Below are 17834 nucleotides of genomic sequence, written 5' to 3' on the forward strand. Positions count from 1 at the left end.
GCGCGGAGAGAGACCCCTCACCTGAATGAGCACGCATCTGCCTGCGGAGTTGCCCTCTCCCACAAGGGGAGAGGGCACAGCAATGCGCAGCGCGTTTGTTGCGTTTGACCTTAATCCGCCTGCCTTGCGCTCTTACGCTGGCGTAAAGCTATCAGCGCAAATTTTAGGGAATTTTGCTCGGAAAAACTGATTTGCCGATTTTACCGAATTCTCGCGTTTTACGGCTAGCGTGGTTCCCAGAGGAATTCGGCGTGCTGCCAAGCGGACAGGGCGGCCCGCCAAGAACTGGGGACATTCGCCATGAACGAAGCGAAATCGCTTCTGCAGGATCTGGATGACGCGATCGCGCGCGGCACCGACGAAAGCCGTGCACGTGCGTTGTGGCATGCGACCGACCTATTGATCACCGGCCGCTACAGCGCCGACGAGATCAGCATGTTCGGCGAGGTGATCGGCAAGCTCGCCGACGAGATCGAGGTGGCGGCGCGGGCGCAGCTCTCCGATCTGATGGTCGCCTGCGACCACGCCCCGCTCAACGTGTTGCATCAGCTCGCCTTCGACGACGAGATTGCGGTCGCCGGCCCCGTTCTGCGCGAGTCCGACCGGCTCGACGAGAAGACGCTGATCGAGAACGCCCTGCGCAAGGGGCAGGATCATCTGCTGGCAATCTCCCAGCGCAAGTCGATCGGCGAAGCCGTGACCGACGTGCTGGTCAAGCGCGGCAACCAGGAGGTCGTGACCTCGGTCGCCAGGAACGAGGGCGCGCGCTTCTCGGGCTCCAGCCTGTTGCACATGGTGAGGCGCGCCGACGGCGATTCGATCCTCGCCGAGCAGCTTGGCCTCCGCAAGGACGTGCCCCGGCACATCTTCCAGCAGCTCATTGCGAAAGCGTCGGAGGACGTCCGCCGCCGGCTCGAGAGCGAGCGGCCGGAGATGATGTCGCAGATCCAGAGCTCGGTGACTGGCGTCACCGGCGACCTGCAATCGAAATTCGGACCGTCCTCGCGGACCTATTTCGTCGCCAAGCGCGTGGTGACGACGCAGCACCGCCAGGGCAACCTCAACCAGGATTCGATCTCGAACTATGCGCGCCAGCACCGGTTCGATGAGGTGCAGATCGGCCTGTCGCTGCTCTCGGCGCTGCCGGTCGACGTGATCGAGCGCGCGCTGATGGACCGCAATCGCGAGATGCTGCTGGTGCTGTGCAAGGCACTGAATTTCTCGTGGGACACGACGATGTCGCTACTGTTCCTCGGCGCCAAGGATCATCTGATCACCGCGCGCGACCTCAAGGACAATGAGCGCGACTTCGGCCGGCTCAAGATCGAGACGTCACGCAGCATCCTGAAGTTCTACCAGTCGCGCAAGAACAGCACCGCTGCCGATCCGGCGGCAGGCCGCAGCGCCGAACTCCAGATGCACTGAACAGGGAATTGGCAGGGGAGTATTTGCCATGTTGCCTCAATTCGGCACCGCAGCCCGCAAGAATCTCAACAAGACCCTCAACAAGCCGCTGAGTGCCGATGCCGGCGGAGCGAAACCGGACAAGGCCTCGGTCGATGCGGCCTGGCTCGTGCTCGAGGCCGCCAACGATCTCGGCGACCACGCCGCCGTGGAAGCCTGCCGCCGGGTGATCGACGCCGACCTCAACGGCGCCGCCGCCGGCCGCTCCGACCTCGATCTGGTGCTGGATTATTTCCGCTAGGGGTAAGTCTGCTGACCGCCGCGTAGACTCATTGGCAAGTCGCGCTCACCGAGCGCAGCAAAAGAGCGTCCGCTAAGACTGTAGGATGGGTAGAGCGAAGCGAAACCCATCATTCCTCCCCTGATCAGGCACACCTCTGTCATCGTCCCTGGCTCCGGCTACCGAGGGCGGCGTTGATCTTGATCAATAGTTTGGGCTGAGAACCACATGCAATGACCTGCTTCGTCCGCGGGCAGATCGATCGTGGCGATTCCCGGCCTCGTTTCTGTGCCTCACAGGTATCGCGCTTTGGGCGGTGATGGTCCCCGCGGGCCATTTTCTTGAGAGGGGAGCACTGCCATGCGCGATTCTGCTGACCGGCCGAGCGTGATGCACGCCCATTTGCGAACCCCGCGAGCCGCCGCTATCGCGGGTGTCGTGTTCTCGATCCTGCTCTTTGCAGTCTTCCTGCTGATGCGGCATTCGGTGCCGCGGGATCCCATGGAAACGGGCGCCTGGCTGCACACCGGAGCGACCAACGTCGTGATCGCGTTGAATCTGGTGCCTTTTGCCGGAATAGCCTTTCTCTGGTTCGTCGGTGCACTCCGCGACAGGCTTGGGCAGCGCGAGGACCAGTTCTTCGCAACCGTGTTCCTTGGCAGCGGTCTTCTGCTCCTGGCGATGCTGTTTGCGGCAGCGGCCGTCGTGGGAGCGATCATACTCGCGTTTCACGCCGCCCCGGAAGTCCTGGTCAATTCGGCGACGTTCCATTTCGGACGCGCACTGGCCTACGGAATGATCAACATCTACGTGGTGAAAACAGCATCCGTCTTCATGATCACGACGTCGACGATCGGCGTCTACACCGGCCTCACGCCGCGCTGGCTGGCGCTTGGCGGATACCTGATCGCAGCGATCCTTTTGATTGGCAGCTACTATTTCGATTGGAGCATCGTGGTATTCCCAATTTGGGTTCTCCTGATCAGCGTCAGCATTCTGACCGACAAGAACGCCGCAACGACCGGGTCGCCCGCGTAGCCTCGCCGAGGCGAGGCGCTGCGAATTCCTCAAAGGGCGGCGAGGACGAGAAGAACGAGGCCCAGGATGGCAAATCCAACCAGGCCATAGGTGATCGTCCATGCCAGGCTGTCACGCGCGAGCCTGATCCCGAACCACGGCAGCACGCGCCTGACGACCGCCGTCGAGACGGCCGTGAGCAGGGCGCATCCGACGGCCATGGCAACAAGCATGGACCAGGGCGGATCGACGAGACCGAGCGGCACCAGCCAGGCGGGTGCGGCCGCCCTCCAATGCGTGAGCAAGATGGATGCGCCGGTCCCCCACACAAAGGAATGCACGAACGTCTCGCCGAGCGAGTCGGGAACGAGCCGTATCCCGACCTTGCGCAACGCCCACTCGGTCATCCTCTCGCTGGTGAAGAAGATGAACAGGCCGAGATCGAGCGGAAACCGCGTCCGCAACAAGCCTGCGATGAGGCCGAAGAACAGCACGTGAAAGATGAACGACACGAAGTATTCCACGATCCCCCATTCGGAGCGGGATGACTGTGCCGATACTTTCGAGGGGGCGATGGCCGGGCTGCGCGGGGGCGGGGGCGCCGGCGGCGTCCATTGGCGTGGCTGCTTGCGTGGCTCCATTAACTTAACCCCCTGCGGAAGGATGGACATCCCGGCTTGCCCCCGTCTGGACGGCCACGTCGAGCGCTGTAGTGGGATTAGTCGTCGACGGGGCGGGACCGGTTCAGACACGCCGTACACAACCTGATCTCACCGCCGCGATTGCCCCGTGGCTCTCATCGTCGGGTGCGGTAAATCACGACGTCTTCGCCGCGATGAATCGTGCTCCGCTCCAGGCTGAAATTTGATTTCTCCAACACGCGACGGGATGCACCGTTCTTGGCGGAAACCACGCCGATAAGGGACGGCAGCTCGAGCTGTGCCAGTCCTATGTTCGTCAGCGCGCTCGAGATTTCGCTTGCAAGTCCCTGGCCCCAAAGACTGCGCTTGAACGTGTAGGCGATCTCGATCTCGTCGACGTCATCCAAAAGAATGTGCCGAATTCCTGCCCGCCCGGCGAACTCCCCCGTCGGCGTTCTCAGTGCCCAGAGCCCAAAGCCGTGACGATCCCAATGGGCCATGTTGACCGCGAGATAAGCCTTCGTCGCCTCGGGCGAGCGCACGCCGCCGAGATAACGGGACACTTCGGGATCGAGGTGCAGCGCGACCAGATCCGTTAAGTGACCTTCGTGCAGCCTTTCGGCGGTCAGCCTCTCGGTGGTGAAGGATCGCATGGAAGCAGATAGCGGCTTGCCGTCCATTCAGACGCGCTCGACGAGACGCGCGCGCGACGGCGCCGGCTCGAACCGGTCGGCGAAATATTGCGTTTCGTGCGCCACGAATCCTTCGCGGAATTCCATGATGCTCACGGCGTAAGACGGTACATCGTCATAGCTGAGCGTGAATTCAGTCACCCAGAGATCGCCGCCGCCAACAATTCGCCGGACCGAAAAGCGCTTCCTGTTCGGCTGCACGAACCGGCTCTCCCTGATGTTATGCCGGCCACGGATCCGCTCGCCGGACTGCGGATAATCGAGCACGGCATCCTCGCGGTAGATGTCATGCTCGACGTCGAAATCGCCGGCATCCGACGCATTCCAGTGACGCTCCAGCGCAAGCCGCACGGTCCGGTCATCCATATGAACCTCCTGCATGGTGGCGCCGAGCAAAGCATGGAAGAATGCGCCGCGCTAGCGGGCGTGCTGAACGCGCGGCTTCAAGTCTATCAAGCCCCGATCCACAAGCGTGCGGTGGAATCGGCGTTTCCGTTCGGAGGCCGATGCAAAGTAGGTTTCTCCGCAATCGTCAAGCAAGCTCGCACGCGTGGCGAATATTGGGTCAAGCGGCAGGCCCGCACGTTGCAAGGCGACGGTTCCAAGAAAAGCGATATCGAGGTCAGCGCCCCGTCCGGGGTCGAACTGGGGGATATTCAAAGCCTCGATCGCGTAGAATGTGCGAAACGGACGCCGGCTGTCTTCCGGACCTTCCAGGTGGCGATCGATCCGTCTCGTCAATACGGGCTGGTGGTCTCCATAGTGCATCACGAGAACAGGTCGCCCCGGAAACCTGTTGGCCAGCTTCTCTCTGAGCTTTTGCCAGGTCGAGGCGGTCTCGACGAGCCGCGCGTAGTATTCGGCATATTCGGCATCGGCGAGGCTGGCCATGGCAAAGGCGCGCTCCTGCTCAAGCTGTCCGGGCGGCACAAGCCGCCGATTATGCGGACCGTGATTGAAGTTGGTCAGCACGTAAAGAAATCGAGGTGATGGGTCGTCGGCAATCCTCTTGGCATGAGCATCGATCACCGCTTCCAGAAACGTCGCGTCCGAATTCGTCGCCTCGAAACGCCTGATATCAAAGGGCGGCGGAAAGTCGTCAATGAAGATGCGTTCGTCGATGCCGATCGAACCGTAAAACTCGTCATAGTCGAGAAAGTCGCGACGACAGCTCGATGTGAGTGTCGTCTTGTAGCCGAGCGAGGCCAGCGAGCGCGGCAGGCTGCTGTGGAACCGGCCGGCGCCTTTCCTGAAGAGGTAGTAGGCGCTTGAACCGAAGCTGGCGCTTGAAAGACCGGTCAGCAGGCTGAATTCCGACTGCCACGAGCCGCCACCGTAGATGTCCACGTTGAGGCGCCCGAATTCCCCCTCTGCCGGGGACAGGAACGCTTCGACGACCGGCTCGATCGGCAGTCCAAAGATGCGCGGGTCGAAGATCGACTCGTGCTGGATGACGATGATGTCCGGACGGTCGCCGGAGCGCTCGGGAATCGCCTCCTTCAGCGGCAGCGGTTCGTTTGCGATATCGCTCAGAGCCAGCCCATTGAACTGCCGCCAGGACGCGGGGTCGATGAGCGAGGCCATGAAGGTGGAATAAAAGCACCGCCCTTGCGTCAGCGTCAGCCGCAGGGACGTGGCGCCCTTTATGGCGGAAGCCTTCGCAAAGCCGATGAGTGCAAGGCAGAACAAGGGAATTCGAAAGGCCACAGAAATCGGAGATCCGGCGGCGTAGACCAGAACCGCGATCGAAGCGAGAGCGAGCAGGATGCCGGCGACCAGAACACCCAGCATCATGCGTGGGTATTGCAACACAAAGAATGGGACTGTACCTGCAAACGCAAGCGGCAGATCGGAAACGATCAGTTTGAGTGCGCTGTGCTTGAATTTGACGATTGATACACCGGCGATTGCGACTGCCAGCACGCCGGACAGCAGGATCGCTCTCTCGAAATCGGCAACGAAAACCAGCAGCAGAGCTGCGTTCAGGAAGAGCGCTGCGATCGCAAACAGCAGGTGTTCAACGCTGCGTTCTGTCAGCGCAACGGCGCAGATGGTCGTCACAAGTGCCAGGGTCAAAGCCATGGCAGCAGAATGCCCTGAGGCTTCGATTTCTTCAATTCGGTTCTCGGGCGCTGATCGCCGGCTATTTTGCGGACCGGCGGCAAGCTGATGCGTGCGGCGCAGCCAACGCCGCACCCCATGCGGACAAGCTGCGCTCCATCCGGGCCGGTGTTCTAGACCGGGCCGTGCGAACCGGGCGGGACCATGTAGAGCGTCATCGCGAAGATCGCGTAGATGAACAGCAGGAGAGCGCCGATGAACCAGGCCGATCGCCCGCTACTGGTGATGAAGCTCGTCACCACGGTGGCAATCATGACCATGGTCACCGCGCCGGGCCAGAATTCAAGGTCCATCGGCTGCGGCCCGACGACATAGCTGAGCAGCACGAGAACGGGGGCGACGAACAAGGCGATCTGGGCCGCGCTTCCGAGCGCGATGCTCACGCTCATATCAAGCCGGTTGCGGCGTGCCGCGCCGAATGCCACCGCCATCTCGGCCGCGGCGCCGACCAGGGCGACCACGATGAAGCCGACGAACGCCGGGCTCATGCCCAGCGCTTCGGCTGCCTTCTGCACGGACTCGACGAAAATCTCGCTCACCAGCGCAACCAGCACGGTCACGATTCCCAGCGTCGGAATTGCCACCGCGATCGGTAGCATCGGTCCGGCCGCTTCGCCGTGGTCGCTGCCGGCGAACAGCTCCTTATGCGTCTTTAGCGAGAACAGCATGCTGAGGCCGTAGGCCGCGATCAGCAGGATCGCCAGGGCGGCACTCAGGCGGTGCACCGCCGTCTCGCTTCCGGGAAAGTTGAGGTCGGCGACGGCGGAGGGTGACAACAGGGCGATCGTGGCCATCAGCAGCAGCGCGGAATAGAGCCTGCCGCCGGCGCGGTTGTAGTCCTGCACGTGGTGTCGCAGTCCGCCCAGAAGCAGGGATGCGCCCAGCATGAACAACGAATTGGTCACGATGGCACCCGCGATCGAGGCCTTGACCAGCATGTATTCTCCGGCATGCAGCGCCGTGACCGCGATGATCAGCTCCGTCAGATTGCCGAGTGTGGCATTCAACAGGCCGCCGACCGCATCACCGGTCTTCTCCGCGATGGCTTCCGTCGCGTGGCTGAGCAGGCTCGCGAGCGGAACGATGGCAATCACGGCCAGCACGAACAGCAGCGTATGTGCGTCAGGCATGATGCGCTCGAGCGCGATCACCACGGGCACGAAGATCAGCATCCACAAGAGCGGGCTATGCCGGATTTCCTTGAGGAGCGCGTCCATCGTCGGTCCTTCGCGATCAGACCTCGACGCTGACGCCGGGAACCGGCCGGGCATTGATCTAGCTCAATGGCTTGTGAGGGCTCTTCGAAGAGGTGGCGTCGGCAAACATTCCCGAATAGCATCGGGCGTCCCAAGGAGGGCGCGATGGACAGGACGGACCGGTATATCGCCCTGGCCAACATCGACCACTATCTCAGTCTCCTGAACAATGCTGATCTCAGCGAGAAAAATCGCGATACGATCATGAAGCTGCTGCTCGCCACCGAGGACATGCTGAGCCACGATCTCGAGCAGCTTGAATTCGCCGAGCGCAGGGCGGCCAATGGCCGAAACCGCGTGACCTACCTTACAATTCTGCGAAATAGTTTTATTGCGGGGTCAGCGGATCGCGAACAAGCCGACAAGTTGCTCGCCAATTTCGAGGCCATCCAGCGTCAGTTGGAAGCCTTTTGTCACACGATGCGTGAAAAGGTGAATTCGCGTCCGATATGACGAACGTCTTCGAGCGGCGCGACCATGGTTGAGAGGCGTTTTCGGGAGACCGCGGATGGCGTGCCCCGCAGCGCAAACGTCCCGCTGACCGAGATGATGAGGAAAGAAGCGACGAGGCTCGTCGCGGCCAAGCAACGAGCCTCGCGCGAGCCTCAATAGCAGGGCGGATACGGATAGTAGCCACAAGCCCGGCGATAGCCGTAGGCACCATAGGCTGCGGCTCCTGCCGCCGCGGCACCGTAATAGGCGCGACGATGTACTCTGCGGTTGACGCCTGCAACGCTCATGGGCGTCAGTGGCCGCCCAACGCGCGCCTCGGCGCGATCAACGGACACCGACAGCGCCTCCGTCGGCGAATAACTGAACGACAGAGGGGCTGCTGTTAAGAGGGCGGCACTCACGATCAGTCCAAGAAGCCTGGCATGTCCAGTCATTTGCTCTCTCCTTGCAGGACGATGAGAGGACGTGACATGCGACCGGGTCGCGCCATTGATCGAAATCAATGCGGAACCCGCGACGGTCCGGGTTGACGAGCCTTGATCCATCGTGCCGGTGATTTGACCGACGCATCAACGGATTTTCCGATATGCATGGGCGGCGTCGGCCGCCGCCGGCTACTTTGCATGGGGTTGTTTTCGAGATTTTGGTTTTGGGGGCCGGAGGTCCGCGAAAGCGAGCCCGTCGAACGTGGAGTGCTAGCCGGCGCCCAGCGCCACCGCGATGTTGTAGGTCGCAAGGCTCGCGGCATAGGCGAGCGCCAGCATGTAGGCGAAAGTGGTCGCCATCCATTTCCAGCTTCCGGTCTCGCGCCGGATCACCGCGAGCGTGGAGGCGCATTGCGGGGCAAAGATGTACCAGGCGAGCAGCGACAGGGCGGTTGCCAGCGACCATTTCGTCGCCAGCACCTGGCCGATCTGCTCGGCCGCTTCCTTGCCGCCCTCGATCGCATAGACGGTGCCGAGGGCTGCCACCGCGACCTCGCGCGCCGCCATGCCCGGGATCAGCGCCACCGCGATCTGCCAGTTGAAACCGACGGGCGCGAGCAGCGGCGCGATCGCCTTGCCGAGGATCGCGGCGAGGCTGTAGTTGATGGCGGGGTCCGCGGCGCCCACCGGCGGCTGCGGGAACGAGGCCAGGAACCAGATCAGGACCATCATCGAGAAGATCGTGGTGCCGGCGCGCTGCAAAAACATCTTTGCGCGGGTGAAGATGCCGATCGCGATCGATTTGAGCCGCGGCATCTTGTAGTCGGGCAGCTCCAGCATGAACGGCGCCGGCGCGTAGTCTCGCAGCATGAAGAACTTGATCAGGAACGAGACGAGAAGCGCGCTGGTGATGCCGGCGGCGTAGAGCCCGAACATCACGAGGCCCTGGAGATTGACGAAGCCCCAGACCTGCTTGGCCGGAATGAAGGCGGAGATGATCAGCGTGTAGACGGGAATGCGCGCCGAGCAGGTCATCAGCGGCGCGATCAGGATCGTGGTCAGCCGGTCGCGCCTGTTGTCGATCACGCGCGTCGCCATGATGCCGGGAATGGCGCAGGCAAAGCTCGATAGCAGCGGAATGAAGGCGCGGCCGTGCAGGCCGGCGCCGCCCATGATGCGGTCCATCAGGAAGGCCGCGCGCGCCATGTAGCCGAAATCTTCAAGCAGCAGGATGAACAGGAAGATGATGATGATCTGCGGCAGGAACACGATGACGCTGCCGACGCCGGAGACTACGCCGTTCTGCAGGAAGCTCTGCAACAGGCCGGCGGGCAGGGTGTCGTGCACGAACTGCCCGAGCGCGTCGAACGAGGACGACAGCAGCTCCATCAGCGGCTGCGCCCAGGCGAACACCGCCTGGAACATCACGAACAGGATGAGGGCGAGCACGATGAGGCCGCCGACGGGATGCAGCACCACGGCGTCGATCCGCGCGGTCCAGGTGTCGGGCCGGCTCGGCAGGCTCACTGTGGAAGCGATGATGCGGTCGGCCTCGCGCTGCGTGGCGCGTAGCTCGGCGACGCTGAGCGGCCGCCACGTGTTCTCTTGCGGCTCGGGCTGAATCTGCGCCGAGATCTCGTCGGTCAGCTTGAGCAGGTCGGCGGTGCCGCCCTTGCGCACCGCGATCGAGGTGACCACGGGCACGTCGAGCGCGTTGGCCATCTGCGCCACGTCCACCGTGATGCCGCGGCGGGTCGCGATGTCGAACATGTTGAGCACCAGCACGATCGGCCGTCCGGTGCGCTTGAGCTCGAGCAGAAGGCGGATGGTCAGGCGCAGATTGGTGGAATCGGCCACGCACAGCACGAGATCGGGCTGCGTCTCGCCCGACGCCTTGCCGAGTACGATGTCGCGGGTGATCTCCTCGTCCGGGCTGCGGCCGCGCAGCGAATAGGTGCCGGGCAGGTCGACCACCGAGACCTGGCGTCCCAAGGGAGTGACGAAGAAGCCTTCCTTGCGCTCGACGGTGACGCCGGGATAGTTCGCGACCTTCTGCCGGCTGCCGGTCAGCGCATTGAACAGCGAGGTCTTGCCGCTGTTCGGCGTGCCTACGAGGGCCAGATGCAGCAGGGGAGCTTCCATGGGATCAAGGTCCGGTCGCTATCTACGCGACGATGATGGCCATGGCTTCGCGACGGCGCACCGCGATGGTGACGTTGTCGACGCGCACGGCGATCGGGTCACGGCCGACGATGCCCTCGTGCAGGATCTCGACCTTGGCACCCTCGACGAAGCCGAGCTCGATCAGGCGGCTTTCCAGCTCGACGTCCGACAGGGCCGAGCCCGCATCGCTGGCGGAAAGATGCTGGATGACGCCCGAATAGCCGCGTTCGGCCAGCCCCAAGGGCAAACTCGAGGGTGAACCCGAGGGCATGTGCGTGGATATTTGCGGGCGCGTGATCTTGTCGTCGGTCATGCCCTGTATTTTCAACGGCAGCGGGACAGGTCAAGCGCGCTCACGCAGCCGCGACCGCACCTTAGAGTGATTATAAAGTGCGGGTCTCGCGACGGGTTTTGTCGAGCGCCTTCGCGCTCTATTGCGCCGGGACCTTCTGCTCGGGCAGGACGGCCATGGCGCGGGCCTTGAAGTAATCCAGCACGAACAGGCGGATCGCGGACGACAGGTTGCCCTGCTGGCGGTTGTTGTCGATCTCGCCGACCAGTTCCGACAGCGTCATGTTGCGCAGGCCGGAGATCTCCTTCATGCCGTTCCAGAAGGCCTCTTCCAGGCTGACGCTGGTCTTGTGGCCGGCGACGACGATCGATCGCTTGACGACGGGCGATTTCATGGCTGTTCCTCGCGCTCGATCCGATGCTGATCCAGGCGCTCCTTCGCTTGGGCCTCGCGCTTCTCCTCCGCCGATCGCTCGGCCTTGGTGCGGCCGAACTTCGCCCGGTTGGCCTCCGCCTGCTTCTCCGAGGCTTCCCGCTCGGCGCGCTTCCGGAAGCGGTTCAGGTTGATGACGTTCCCCATGCCGCGTCTCCATCAGCCGGTCCTCGGCAGGGAGGATGAAATCTTCAGAAATGATGCGCTGCGTTGCGTCCCATGAGACTTGATCGCCATTTGGTCCTCGTCAATCGGCCTCTGATACCATCAAACAATCAATTTCGCCCGGTCGTGGGCAAACACCCGCCTAGCATGCGCCAAGGCCAGAACATTGACGGTAATCAAATCCCCTTGCCCGGATCTTATATTTCTTGCCATTTTTTCCTCCGTATCTTTACGGAGGTCTAGCGAAATTCGGCAACTCAACCGGGACGGGTCATCTTCTCGGGCTGGACCAGCCGCTCGAACTCGTCGGACGACACCAAGCCGAGCCGGAGCGCCTCTTCCTTTAACGTGGTACCGTTGGCATGCGCCGTTTTCGCCACCTTGGCCGCATTGTCGTAGCCGATCTTCGGCGCCAGTGCCGTGACCAGCATCAGCGAGCGCTCCATCAGCTCGCGGATCCGCTTCTCGTCGGCGCGGATGCCCGAGACGCAATGCTCGGTGAAGGAGCGCGCGGCGTCGGCCATCAGCCGGATCGAATGCAGCATGTTGTAGGCGAGCACGGGCTTGAAGACGTTGAGCTCGAAATGGCCCTGGCTGCCGGCCACCGTGATCGCGGTGTGATTGCCGAACACCTGGCAGCACACCATGGTCATCGCCTCGCACTGGGTCGGGTTGACCTTGCCGGGCATGATCGAGGATCCCGGCTCGTTCTCAGGGAGGATCAGTTCGCCCAGCCCCGAGCGCGGGCCCGATCCCAGCAGGCGGATGTCGTTGGCGATCTTGAACAGCCCCGTGGCCACCGAATTGATGGCGCCGTGCACCAGCACATAGGCATCGTTCGACGCCAGCGCCTCGAACTTGTTGGCGGCGCTGGTGAAGGGCAGTTTCGTGATCCCGGCGACATGCTTGGCGAACAGCTTTGCAAAGCGCGGCTTTGAATTGAGACCAGTGCCGACTGCGGTGCCGCCTTGCGCGAGCGGATAGAGATCCTTCACCGCGACCTTCAATCGCGCGATGCCGCTTTCCACCTGTGCGGCATAGCCGGAAAATTCCTGGCCGAGCGTCAGGGGCGTCGCGTCCTGGGTATGAGTGCGGCCGATCTTGACGATCTCCGCGAATGCCTTCTCCTTCCTGCGCAGCGCGCCGAGCAGCTCGGACAGAGCGGGAATGAGATCGGCCGTGATCCGGCCGGCGGCCGCGATATGCATCGCGGTGGGAAAAGAGTCGTTCGACGACTGGCTCATGTTGACGTGGTCGTTGGGATGAACCGGCTTCTTGGTGCCGAGCTCACCGCCGAGCAGCTCGTTGGCGCGGTTGGCGATCACCTCGTTGAGGTTCATGTTGCTCTGGGTGCCCGAGCCGGTCTGCCAGACCACCAGCGGGAAGTGGTCGTCGAGCTTGCCCTCGACCACCTCGCGCGCAGCGCGGATGATGGCATTCGCGCGGCGCTGGTCGATGAGGCCGAGCTCGCGATTGGTCTGGGCTGCGGCCAGCTTGACGATGCCGAGCGCATGCACGAGCGAAATCGGCATGCGGTCTTCCCCGATGCGGAAATTCTGCCGCGAGCGTTCGGTCTGCGCGCCCCAGTAACGGTCGGCGGGGACCTCGATGGGACCAAAACTGTCGGTCTCGATCCGGGTGGAAGAGTGGCGTGAGGGGCGGGTCGTCTTGTCCATGAGCACATCCATTCCGCCGCGCAGAATGCGCGCGGCTTCTCGATGCTCATCTATATAGATGGTTTGGCCGCGCTTGCGCTCTCGCGCGCCGCGACCTCAATCATTTCTTGCGGAAGCGATCCAGCCGCACGACCTCGGCGCCGCCTTGGTTGGGCGCGGTCGGCTCGTCCTCGGCTTCCGCCTTCTCGGCAGCCGGCGCGGGGACCGACACGGCCGACGGAGCAGGGGCCGCAGGGAGTGCCGCGGGCGGCACTTCGGCGACATCGGAGGTGTCGAACTGGAGGCCGAATTTCACCGACGGGTCGAGGAAGCTCTTGATCGCGCTGAACGGCACAACCAGGCGCTCCGGGATGCCGCCAAAGGACAGGCCAACCTCGAAGCGGTCCTCGAGCACGGTCAGATCCCAGAACTGGTGCTGCAGGATGATCGTCATTTCGTCGGGGTATTGCGCGAGCAGCCGTGGCGACAGCTTTGCGCCCTCCGCCTTCGACACGAAGGTGATGAAGAAGTGATGCTCGCCCGGCAATCCGTGCGCTGCGGCATCGCTCAGCACCTTCCGCAGCACGCCGCGCAATGCGTCGCGTGCCAGGACGTCGTATCGGATATGATCGGTCGCCATTATGGATCCTGACTATCGGTCCTGTCGTATTTCCCTAGCCGGTGCCGCGCCGACTCGCCAAGCCGCAATGGTACCGCGCCCGACCGGCCAACAGGAGTCCCCGCCCGCGAGAAAAAATGGGTGGGAGAAAAATGGAAGTGGAGGCTTCTGTTGCCAGGTGCCTCCGAACCCCGCCTAGCGGAGCTTAACCCGCTAGGACTTTAAAGTGGTCTTTCAAACTGCGTTACGCAGCCTGAGCAACCTGAGCAACGTTGTCGTTGGCAACTATTGCAGTAGCCCGATAACGGCGGAACAATACCGGGAAAAAGTACGCCCTTTACGCCCTCGTCGATCCTATTTCGCCCCCGCCAAAGCCCGCTTCTCGGGTAGCCCTCTAGTGGGCTTTGGTGGAGGCGCCGGGTACCGCCCCCGGGTCCGAATGGTTTATTGCGACGACCGTTTATTTCCATAGCCGGCAAGCCGGCACCCCCAATATAGGGGGCAAAGGTTGGGAAAGACAGGGGTTTGGTGCGAGTTCCTTTGGATAGGTGCCGGCCGCCCGCAAGGCCGGCCTTGGCGCCGGGATAACCGCCCCCTTAAGCTGCCGCCATGTCCTCGGATTCCGCACCGGCCGTTCAAGAGCCGGATAGTCCCGCCAAGACCGTCCCGCCGGGCCTCTTCGCCCTGTTCATGGCCTTCGCCAGGATGTCGCTGGCCGGTTTCGGCGGCGTCCTGGTGTTCGCGCGGCGGGCGATCGTGGACGACTACCGCTGGATGACGGCGGACGAGTTCAACGAGACCTTTGCGCTTTGCCACTTCCTCCCCGGTCCCAACATCGTCAACCTGTCGATGGTGTTCGGCTCTCGCCTGCGCGGGCTGGCGGGCGGTATCGCTGCCTTCGCCGGGCTATTGGTGCCGCCGACGCTGATCATGACGGCTCTGGCCGTGCTCTACGCCCATTTCGGCGAGCTGGAGGTTTTGCGCCGCACCCTTGCCGGGGTGTCCTGTGCGGCGGTCGGGCTGCTGATTGCGGTGGTCTTTCGCATGATGACGCCGCTCTTGAAGCGGGCCGACGCCATCGCCCTCGTCCTGATGGCCGCCGTGTTCGTCGCGATCGGCGTAGCTCGGCTGCCGCTCCAGGCGGTGCTGCTGGTCGCAATCCCCGCCAGCATCGCGATCACGGTTGCCATGCGACGGAAGGTAGCAGCATGAACAGCGACAACCCGATCTGGGCGCTGATCTCGACCTTCGGCCTGATGTCGCTGTTCGCGGTCGGCGGCGCGGCTGCCGCGGTGCCGGAGATGCACCGCATCGCCGTCGACGTGCATCACTGGATGACCGACAAGCAGTTCGCCGACGCCTTTGCGATCTCGCAGCTCTCGCCCGGCCCGAACGTCCTGATCGTCACGCTGATCGGCTATGCGGTTGCCGGGATTCCCGGCGCGCTCGCGGCAACGCTCGCGATGTGCCTGCCGACGGCCCTGCTTGCCTACTATGTGAGCCGCCTCCTCAACCATCCCAGCCAATCACGCTGGCCCGCCATGATCCAGGCTGCACTGGTTCCGCTGTCTATCGGCCTGATGGCGGCAAGCGCCCTGATCCTGGCTCGATCCACCTCGCACACGGTGATTGCCGCGCTGCTGATGGCGGCCGTTGCGGTGCTTGCCTCGGTGTCGCGCGTCAATCCGCTCTGGCTGTTGCTCGCCGGGGGCATCTTGGGTTTTGCTGGCGTTGTGTAATGAAAGTCGCTAGGCAATGATGCTGGTGGTGGGGGTCCAATTCCATCCAATAGAACAACAAGGCTCGTGACTTAGGGGTCGCGGAGGAGACATGCATGGCCGACACGATGGGCCACTCGGCGACAACGACGCGAAACACATCGGTCGCGATCGGCATCGTCCTGCTGGCGTTCGCGCCGCAGATATTCGAATTCATCTGGTCGATCGGCACGATCTTCGGATGGGGTAGCGGGCGTGGCCCGGCAACCGTCCTGATCAGCCATGCGACAGCGTTGTTTGGCGGAGCTCCCGGCGCGATGCTGGGATCTTTTGCTGCCGATGCCAAGAAGACACTGTCTTCCGACGTCCTGCTGGCGCTGATCTACTCCTATCCTCTGATCGTGGTCGCGATCCTCACGCTCTTCATGATCATCCGCGCGCCGCAGGACTATATCGGCGGCATCGTGTTGATGGCGGTGGCCCTGTTCGCGCTGTGGGCCTCGAGCGATCTGCACGGCATGCAGGGCTTCAAGTTCGGTGCGGGCACCGCGCCGCGCATGTTTGGCGGGCTGCTGGTCGCGCTGTCCGCGGCCATCGCGCTGACGGGACTGCTGAGCGAAGGAGCGGGGCTGTCGCATTATTCCTGGCGCGGGCCGCTGTTCGTGATGGCGGCGATTGTCTTCTTCGCCCTGGCGATCCGGCCGCTCGGCCTCGTGGTCACAGCCTTCGTGAGCTTCCTGATCGCGGCGACCGGCTCGCACGAGACACGCTGGATCGAAGCCGCCATCGTCGGCGCCTGCCTGACGCTCGGCTGCGCGCTGCTATTCCCTTACGTGCTGGGATTGCCGATGCCGATGTTCCCGCGATTCCTGGTCCAGTGAGGGCGTGATGGTCGATCTCTTTCACAATCTGGGCCTCGGCTTCGGCGTCGTGTTCCAAGTCAGCTGGTGGTCACCCTGGTGGCTCTTCGGCCTGTCGCTTCCGATCTCGATCAATATCCTGATGTGCCTGATCGGGGCCCTCGTCGGCACGCTGGTCGGCGTGCTGCCGGGCATCGGCACGGTTGCAACGGTTGCGATGCTGCTGCCGATCACGTTCGGGCTGCCGCCGGTCGGCGCGCTGATCATGCTCGCCGGCATCTATTACGGCGCCCAATATGGCGGCTCGACCACCTCGATCCTGGTCAATATCCCCGGTGAAGCGACCTCCGTCGTCACGGCCATCGACGGCCATCAGATGGCCAAGCAGGGCCGTGCCGGTCCGGCGCTGGCGATTGCGGCGATCGGCTCGTTCTTCGCCGGCTGCGTGGCGACCGTCCTGATCGCCGTTCTCGGCGCGCCGCTCACAAAACTCGCGCTGGCGTTCGGTCCGGCCGAATATTTCTCGCTGATGGTGCTCGGCCTGATCTTCGCAGTGGTGCTGGCGAAAGGTTCGGTGCTCAAGGCGATTGCCATGATCGTGTTCGGCCTGTTGCTGTCGATGGTCGGCTCCGACATCGAGACCGGTGCCTCGCGCATGGCCTTCAACATCCCCGAGCTCGCCGACGGCCTCGGCTTTGCGACGGTGGCGATGGGCGTGTTCGGCTTTGCCGAGATCATCCGCAACCTCGACGCCGGCGCGGAAATGAACCGCGATCTCGTGCAGCAGAAGATCACGGGCTTGATGCCGACCAGGAAAGACCTGATCGACTCGGCGCCCGCGATCGGACGCGGCACCATCCTCGGATCGATCCTCGGCATCCTCCCCGGCGGCGGCGCGGTCATCGCGTCCTTCGCCGCCTATACGCTGGAGAAGAAGATTGCGAGGAATCCGTCGCGGTTCGGCCGCGGCGCGATCGAAGGCGTGGCTTCGCCGGAGAGCGCCAACAACGCTGCGGCGCAGACGTCCTTCATTCCGCTGCTCACGCTCGGCATCCCGCCGAACGCGGTGATGGCGCTGATGGTCGGCGCGATGACCATTCACGGCATCGTGCCGGGCCCGCAGGTGATGCAGAAGCAGCCGGACCTCGTCTGGGGCATGATCGCCTCGATGTGGATCGGCAACCTCATGCTGATCATCATCAACCTGCCGCTGGTCGGCATCTGGGTGCGCCTGTTGCGCGTGCCCTACCGGCTGATGTTCCCCTCGATCGTGATCTTCTGCGCGATCGGCATCTACTCGGTGAACAACGCGCCGGTCGACGTCATTCTCGCAGGCGTGTTTGGCCTCGTCGGCTACTGGCTGATCAAGCACGATTTCGAGCCGGCACCGCTGCTGCTCGGCATGGTGCTCGGACCGCTGATGGAGGAGAACCTGCGCCGCGCGCTGCTAATCTCGCGCGGCGACTGGAGCGTGTTCGTGACGCGTCCGCTCTCCGCCGTGCTGCTCGCTATCGCAGCCGCCCTCCTGGTGCTCACGGTTCTGCCGGTGCTGCGCGCCAAGCGCGACGAGGTGTTCACGGAATCGGAGAATTGAGGCCGGCGTTTGCCCACTTGGCCAGTATTATCAAGAGGGTAGGGCAG

At 63.2% G+C, this 17834-nt stretch carries 20 protein-coding genes and 1 other RNA gene; 8 read left to right on the plus strand and 13 right to left on the minus strand.

Going from position 1 to position 17834, the window contains the following annotated elements; genetic code table 11:
- Window positions 1-300 precede the first annotated feature (300 nt).
- The 3 genes from NLN62_RS30115 (at window position 301) to NLN62_RS30125 (ending at window position 2722) form a co-directional block, all read left to right on the plus strand.
- Window positions 301-1425, plus strand: a complete 1125-nt coding sequence (locus NLN62_RS30115; RefSeq protein WP_027524409.1) for a DUF2336 domain-containing protein — start codon at window positions 301-303, stop codon at window positions 1423-1425.
- 28 nt (window positions 1426-1453) lie between these two features.
- The gene (locus NLN62_RS30120) at window positions 1454-1705 is read left to right on the plus strand and encodes a hypothetical protein (RefSeq protein ID WP_027524410.1); all 252 of its coding nucleotides are present in this window, start codon (window positions 1454-1456) and stop codon (window positions 1703-1705) included.
- Between the two features lie 339 nt (window positions 1706-2044).
- Window positions 2045-2722, plus strand: coding sequence for a hypothetical protein (locus NLN62_RS30125; protein ID WP_254111245.1), 678 nt, complete (start codon window positions 2045-2047; stop codon window positions 2720-2722).
- Window positions 2723-2751: 29 nt separating this feature from the next.
- Here NLN62_RS30125 and NLN62_RS30130 read toward each other — a convergent pair whose 3' ends face one another.
- The 5 genes from NLN62_RS30130 to cax form a co-directional block, all read right to left on the minus strand.
- Complete coding sequence (locus NLN62_RS30130) at window positions 2752-3213, minus strand: hypothetical protein (protein WP_254111246.1); 462 nt, start codon at window positions 3211-3213, stop codon at window positions 2752-2754.
- 284 nt (window positions 3214-3497) lie between these two features.
- Entirely contained in the window at window positions 3498-3995 is a 498-nt protein-coding gene (locus NLN62_RS30135; protein ID WP_254113749.1) for a GNAT family N-acetyltransferase, read from the minus strand.
- A gap of 27 nt (window positions 3996-4022) precedes the next feature.
- Window positions 4023-4400, minus strand: a complete 378-nt coding sequence (locus tag NLN62_RS30140; RefSeq protein ID WP_254111247.1) for a nuclear transport factor 2 family protein — start codon at window positions 4398-4400, stop codon at window positions 4023-4025.
- Window positions 4401-4451: 51 nt separating this feature from the next.
- The gene (locus NLN62_RS30145) at window positions 4452-6230 is read right to left on the minus strand and encodes a sulfatase-like hydrolase/transferase (RefSeq protein WP_254111248.1); all 1779 of its coding nucleotides are present in this window, start codon (window positions 6228-6230) and stop codon (window positions 4452-4454) included.
- Between the two features lie 38 nt (window positions 6231-6268).
- Complete coding sequence (cax, locus tag NLN62_RS30150; RefSeq protein ID WP_254111249.1) at window positions 6269-7372, minus strand: calcium/proton exchanger; 1104 nt, start codon at window positions 7370-7372, stop codon at window positions 6269-6271.
- 144 nt (window positions 7373-7516) lie between these two features.
- Between cax and NLN62_RS30155 the strand changes: the two genes are divergently transcribed.
- Window positions 7517-7864: a hypothetical protein gene (locus NLN62_RS30155; protein WP_254111250.1), complete on the plus strand. Its 348-nt coding sequence runs from the start codon at window positions 7517-7519 to the stop codon at window positions 7862-7864.
- A 152-nt stretch (window positions 7865-8016) separates the two neighbouring features.
- On the opposite strand, the gene NLN62_RS30160 is transcribed toward NLN62_RS30155, so the two are convergent.
- From NLN62_RS30160 to ssrA, 8 genes are all read right to left on the minus strand, one after another.
- Complete coding sequence (locus tag NLN62_RS30160) at window positions 8017-8298, minus strand: hypothetical protein (protein WP_027524415.1); 282 nt, start codon at window positions 8296-8298, stop codon at window positions 8017-8019.
- A 261-nt stretch (window positions 8299-8559) separates the two neighbouring features.
- Window positions 8560-10431, minus strand: a complete 1872-nt coding sequence (locus tag NLN62_RS30165) for a ferrous iron transporter B (protein WP_254111251.1) — start codon at window positions 10429-10431, stop codon at window positions 8560-8562.
- Window positions 10432-10453: 22 nt separating this feature from the next.
- Entirely contained in the window at window positions 10454-10765 is a 312-nt protein-coding gene (locus NLN62_RS30170) for a FeoA family protein (protein WP_027524417.1), read from the minus strand.
- A 118-nt stretch (window positions 10766-10883) separates the two neighbouring features.
- Window positions 10884-11138, minus strand: coding sequence for a ribbon-helix-helix domain-containing protein (locus NLN62_RS30175; RefSeq protein ID WP_027524418.1), 255 nt, complete (start codon window positions 11136-11138; stop codon window positions 10884-10886).
- The gene (locus tag NLN62_RS30180) at window positions 11135-11323 is read right to left on the minus strand and encodes a DUF4169 family protein (protein ID WP_027524419.1); all 189 of its coding nucleotides are present in this window, start codon (window positions 11321-11323) and stop codon (window positions 11135-11137) included. Before NLN62_RS30180 ends, NLN62_RS30175 begins: the two co-directional genes overlap by 4 nt.
- A gap of 275 nt (window positions 11324-11598) precedes the next feature.
- Window positions 11599-13029, minus strand: coding sequence for a class II fumarate hydratase (gene fumC, locus NLN62_RS30185; protein WP_254111252.1), 1431 nt, complete (start codon window positions 13027-13029; stop codon window positions 11599-11601).
- An 88-nt stretch (window positions 13030-13117) separates the two neighbouring features.
- Entirely contained in the window at window positions 13118-13636 is a 519-nt protein-coding gene (locus tag NLN62_RS30190) for an SspB family protein (protein WP_027524421.1), read from the minus strand.
- A 136-nt stretch (window positions 13637-13772) separates the two neighbouring features.
- Window positions 13773-14139: a transfer-messenger RNA gene (gene ssrA / locus NLN62_RS30195) on the minus strand.
- 85 nt (window positions 14140-14224) lie between these two features.
- On the opposite strand from ssrA, the gene NLN62_RS30200 reads away from it, so the two are divergent.
- The 4 genes from NLN62_RS30200 to NLN62_RS30215 all read left to right on the plus strand — a co-directional run bounded on the left by NLN62_RS30200 (window position 14225) and on the right by NLN62_RS30215 (window position 17787).
- Window positions 14225-14827: a chromate transporter gene (locus NLN62_RS30200; RefSeq protein WP_254111253.1), complete on the plus strand. Its 603-nt coding sequence runs from the start codon at window positions 14225-14227 to the stop codon at window positions 14825-14827.
- Window positions 14824-15354: a chromate transporter gene (locus NLN62_RS30205; RefSeq protein WP_254111254.1), complete on the plus strand. Its 531-nt coding sequence runs from the start codon at window positions 14824-14826 to the stop codon at window positions 15352-15354. Before NLN62_RS30200 ends, NLN62_RS30205 begins: the two co-directional genes overlap by 4 nt.
- Before the next feature lie 95 nt (window positions 15355-15449).
- A complete protein-coding gene (locus NLN62_RS30210) occupies window positions 15450-16214 on the plus strand; it encodes a tripartite tricarboxylate transporter TctB family protein (protein ID WP_254111255.1) in 765 nt (254 codons plus the stop codon).
- 7 nt (window positions 16215-16221) lie between these two features.
- On the plus strand, window positions 16222-17787 hold the full coding sequence (locus tag NLN62_RS30215; protein ID WP_027524425.1) for a tripartite tricarboxylate transporter permease: 1566 nt from the start codon (window positions 16222-16224) through the stop codon (window positions 17785-17787).
- The last annotated feature ends 47 nt before the right edge of the window (window positions 17788-17834 follow it).

The organism is Bradyrhizobium sp. CCGUVB23, assembly GCF_024199885.1.
Classification (GTDB): domain Bacteria; phylum Pseudomonadota; class Alphaproteobacteria; order Rhizobiales; family Xanthobacteraceae; genus Bradyrhizobium.

Excerpts from the sequence above, each read along its gene's own strand:
- NLN62_RS30115 (WP_027524409.1), top strand. The coding sequence starts at position 301 with ATGAACGAAGCGAAATCGCTTCTGCAGGATCTGGATGACGCGATCGCG.
- NLN62_RS30120 (WP_027524410.1), top strand. The coding sequence starts at position 1,454 with ATGTTGCCTCAATTCGGCACCGCAGCCCGCAAGAATCTCAACAAGACC.
- NLN62_RS30125 (WP_254111245.1), top strand. The coding sequence starts at position 2,045 with ATGCGCGATTCTGCTGACCGGCCGAGCGTGATGCACGCCCATTTGCGA.
- NLN62_RS30135 (WP_254113749.1), bottom strand. The coding sequence starts at position 3,995 with ATGCGATCCTTCACCACCGAGAGGCTGACCGCCGAAAGGCTGCACGAA.
- NLN62_RS30140 (WP_254111247.1), bottom strand. The coding sequence starts at position 4,400 with ATGGATGACCGGACCGTGCGGCTTGCGCTGGAGCGTCACTGGAATGCG.
- cax (WP_254111249.1), bottom strand. The coding sequence starts at position 7,372 with ATGGACGCGCTCCTCAAGGAAATCCGGCATAGCCCGCTCTTGTGGATG.
- NLN62_RS30155 (WP_254111250.1), top strand. The coding sequence starts at position 7,517 with ATGGACAGGACGGACCGGTATATCGCCCTGGCCAACATCGACCACTAT.
- NLN62_RS30160 (WP_027524415.1), bottom strand. The coding sequence starts at position 8,298 with ATGACTGGACATGCCAGGCTTCTTGGACTGATCGTGAGTGCCGCCCTC.
- NLN62_RS30165 (WP_254111251.1), bottom strand. The coding sequence starts at position 10,431 with ATGGAAGCTCCCCTGCTGCATCTGGCCCTCGTAGGCACGCCGAACAGC.
- NLN62_RS30170 (WP_027524417.1), bottom strand. The coding sequence starts at position 10,765 with ATGACCGACGACAAGATCACGCGCCCGCAAATATCCACGCACATGCCC.
- NLN62_RS30175 (WP_027524418.1), bottom strand. The coding sequence starts at position 11,138 with ATGAAATCGCCCGTCGTCAAGCGATCGATCGTCGTCGCCGGCCACAAG.
- NLN62_RS30180 (WP_027524419.1), bottom strand. The coding sequence starts at position 11,323 with ATGGGGAACGTCATCAACCTGAACCGCTTCCGGAAGCGCGCCGAGCGG.
- fumC (WP_254111252.1), bottom strand. The coding sequence starts at position 13,029 with ATGGATGTGCTCATGGACAAGACGACCCGCCCCTCACGCCACTCTTCC.
- NLN62_RS30190 (WP_027524421.1), bottom strand. The coding sequence starts at position 13,636 with ATGGCGACCGATCATATCCGATACGACGTCCTGGCACGCGACGCATTG.
- NLN62_RS30200 (WP_254111253.1), top strand. The coding sequence starts at position 14,225 with ATGTCCTCGGATTCCGCACCGGCCGTTCAAGAGCCGGATAGTCCCGCC.
- NLN62_RS30205 (WP_254111254.1), top strand. The coding sequence starts at position 14,824 with ATGAACAGCGACAACCCGATCTGGGCGCTGATCTCGACCTTCGGCCTG.
- NLN62_RS30210 (WP_254111255.1), top strand. The coding sequence starts at position 15,450 with ATGGCCGACACGATGGGCCACTCGGCGACAACGACGCGAAACACATCG.
- NLN62_RS30215 (WP_027524425.1), top strand. The coding sequence starts at position 16,222 with ATGGTCGATCTCTTTCACAATCTGGGCCTCGGCTTCGGCGTCGTGTTC.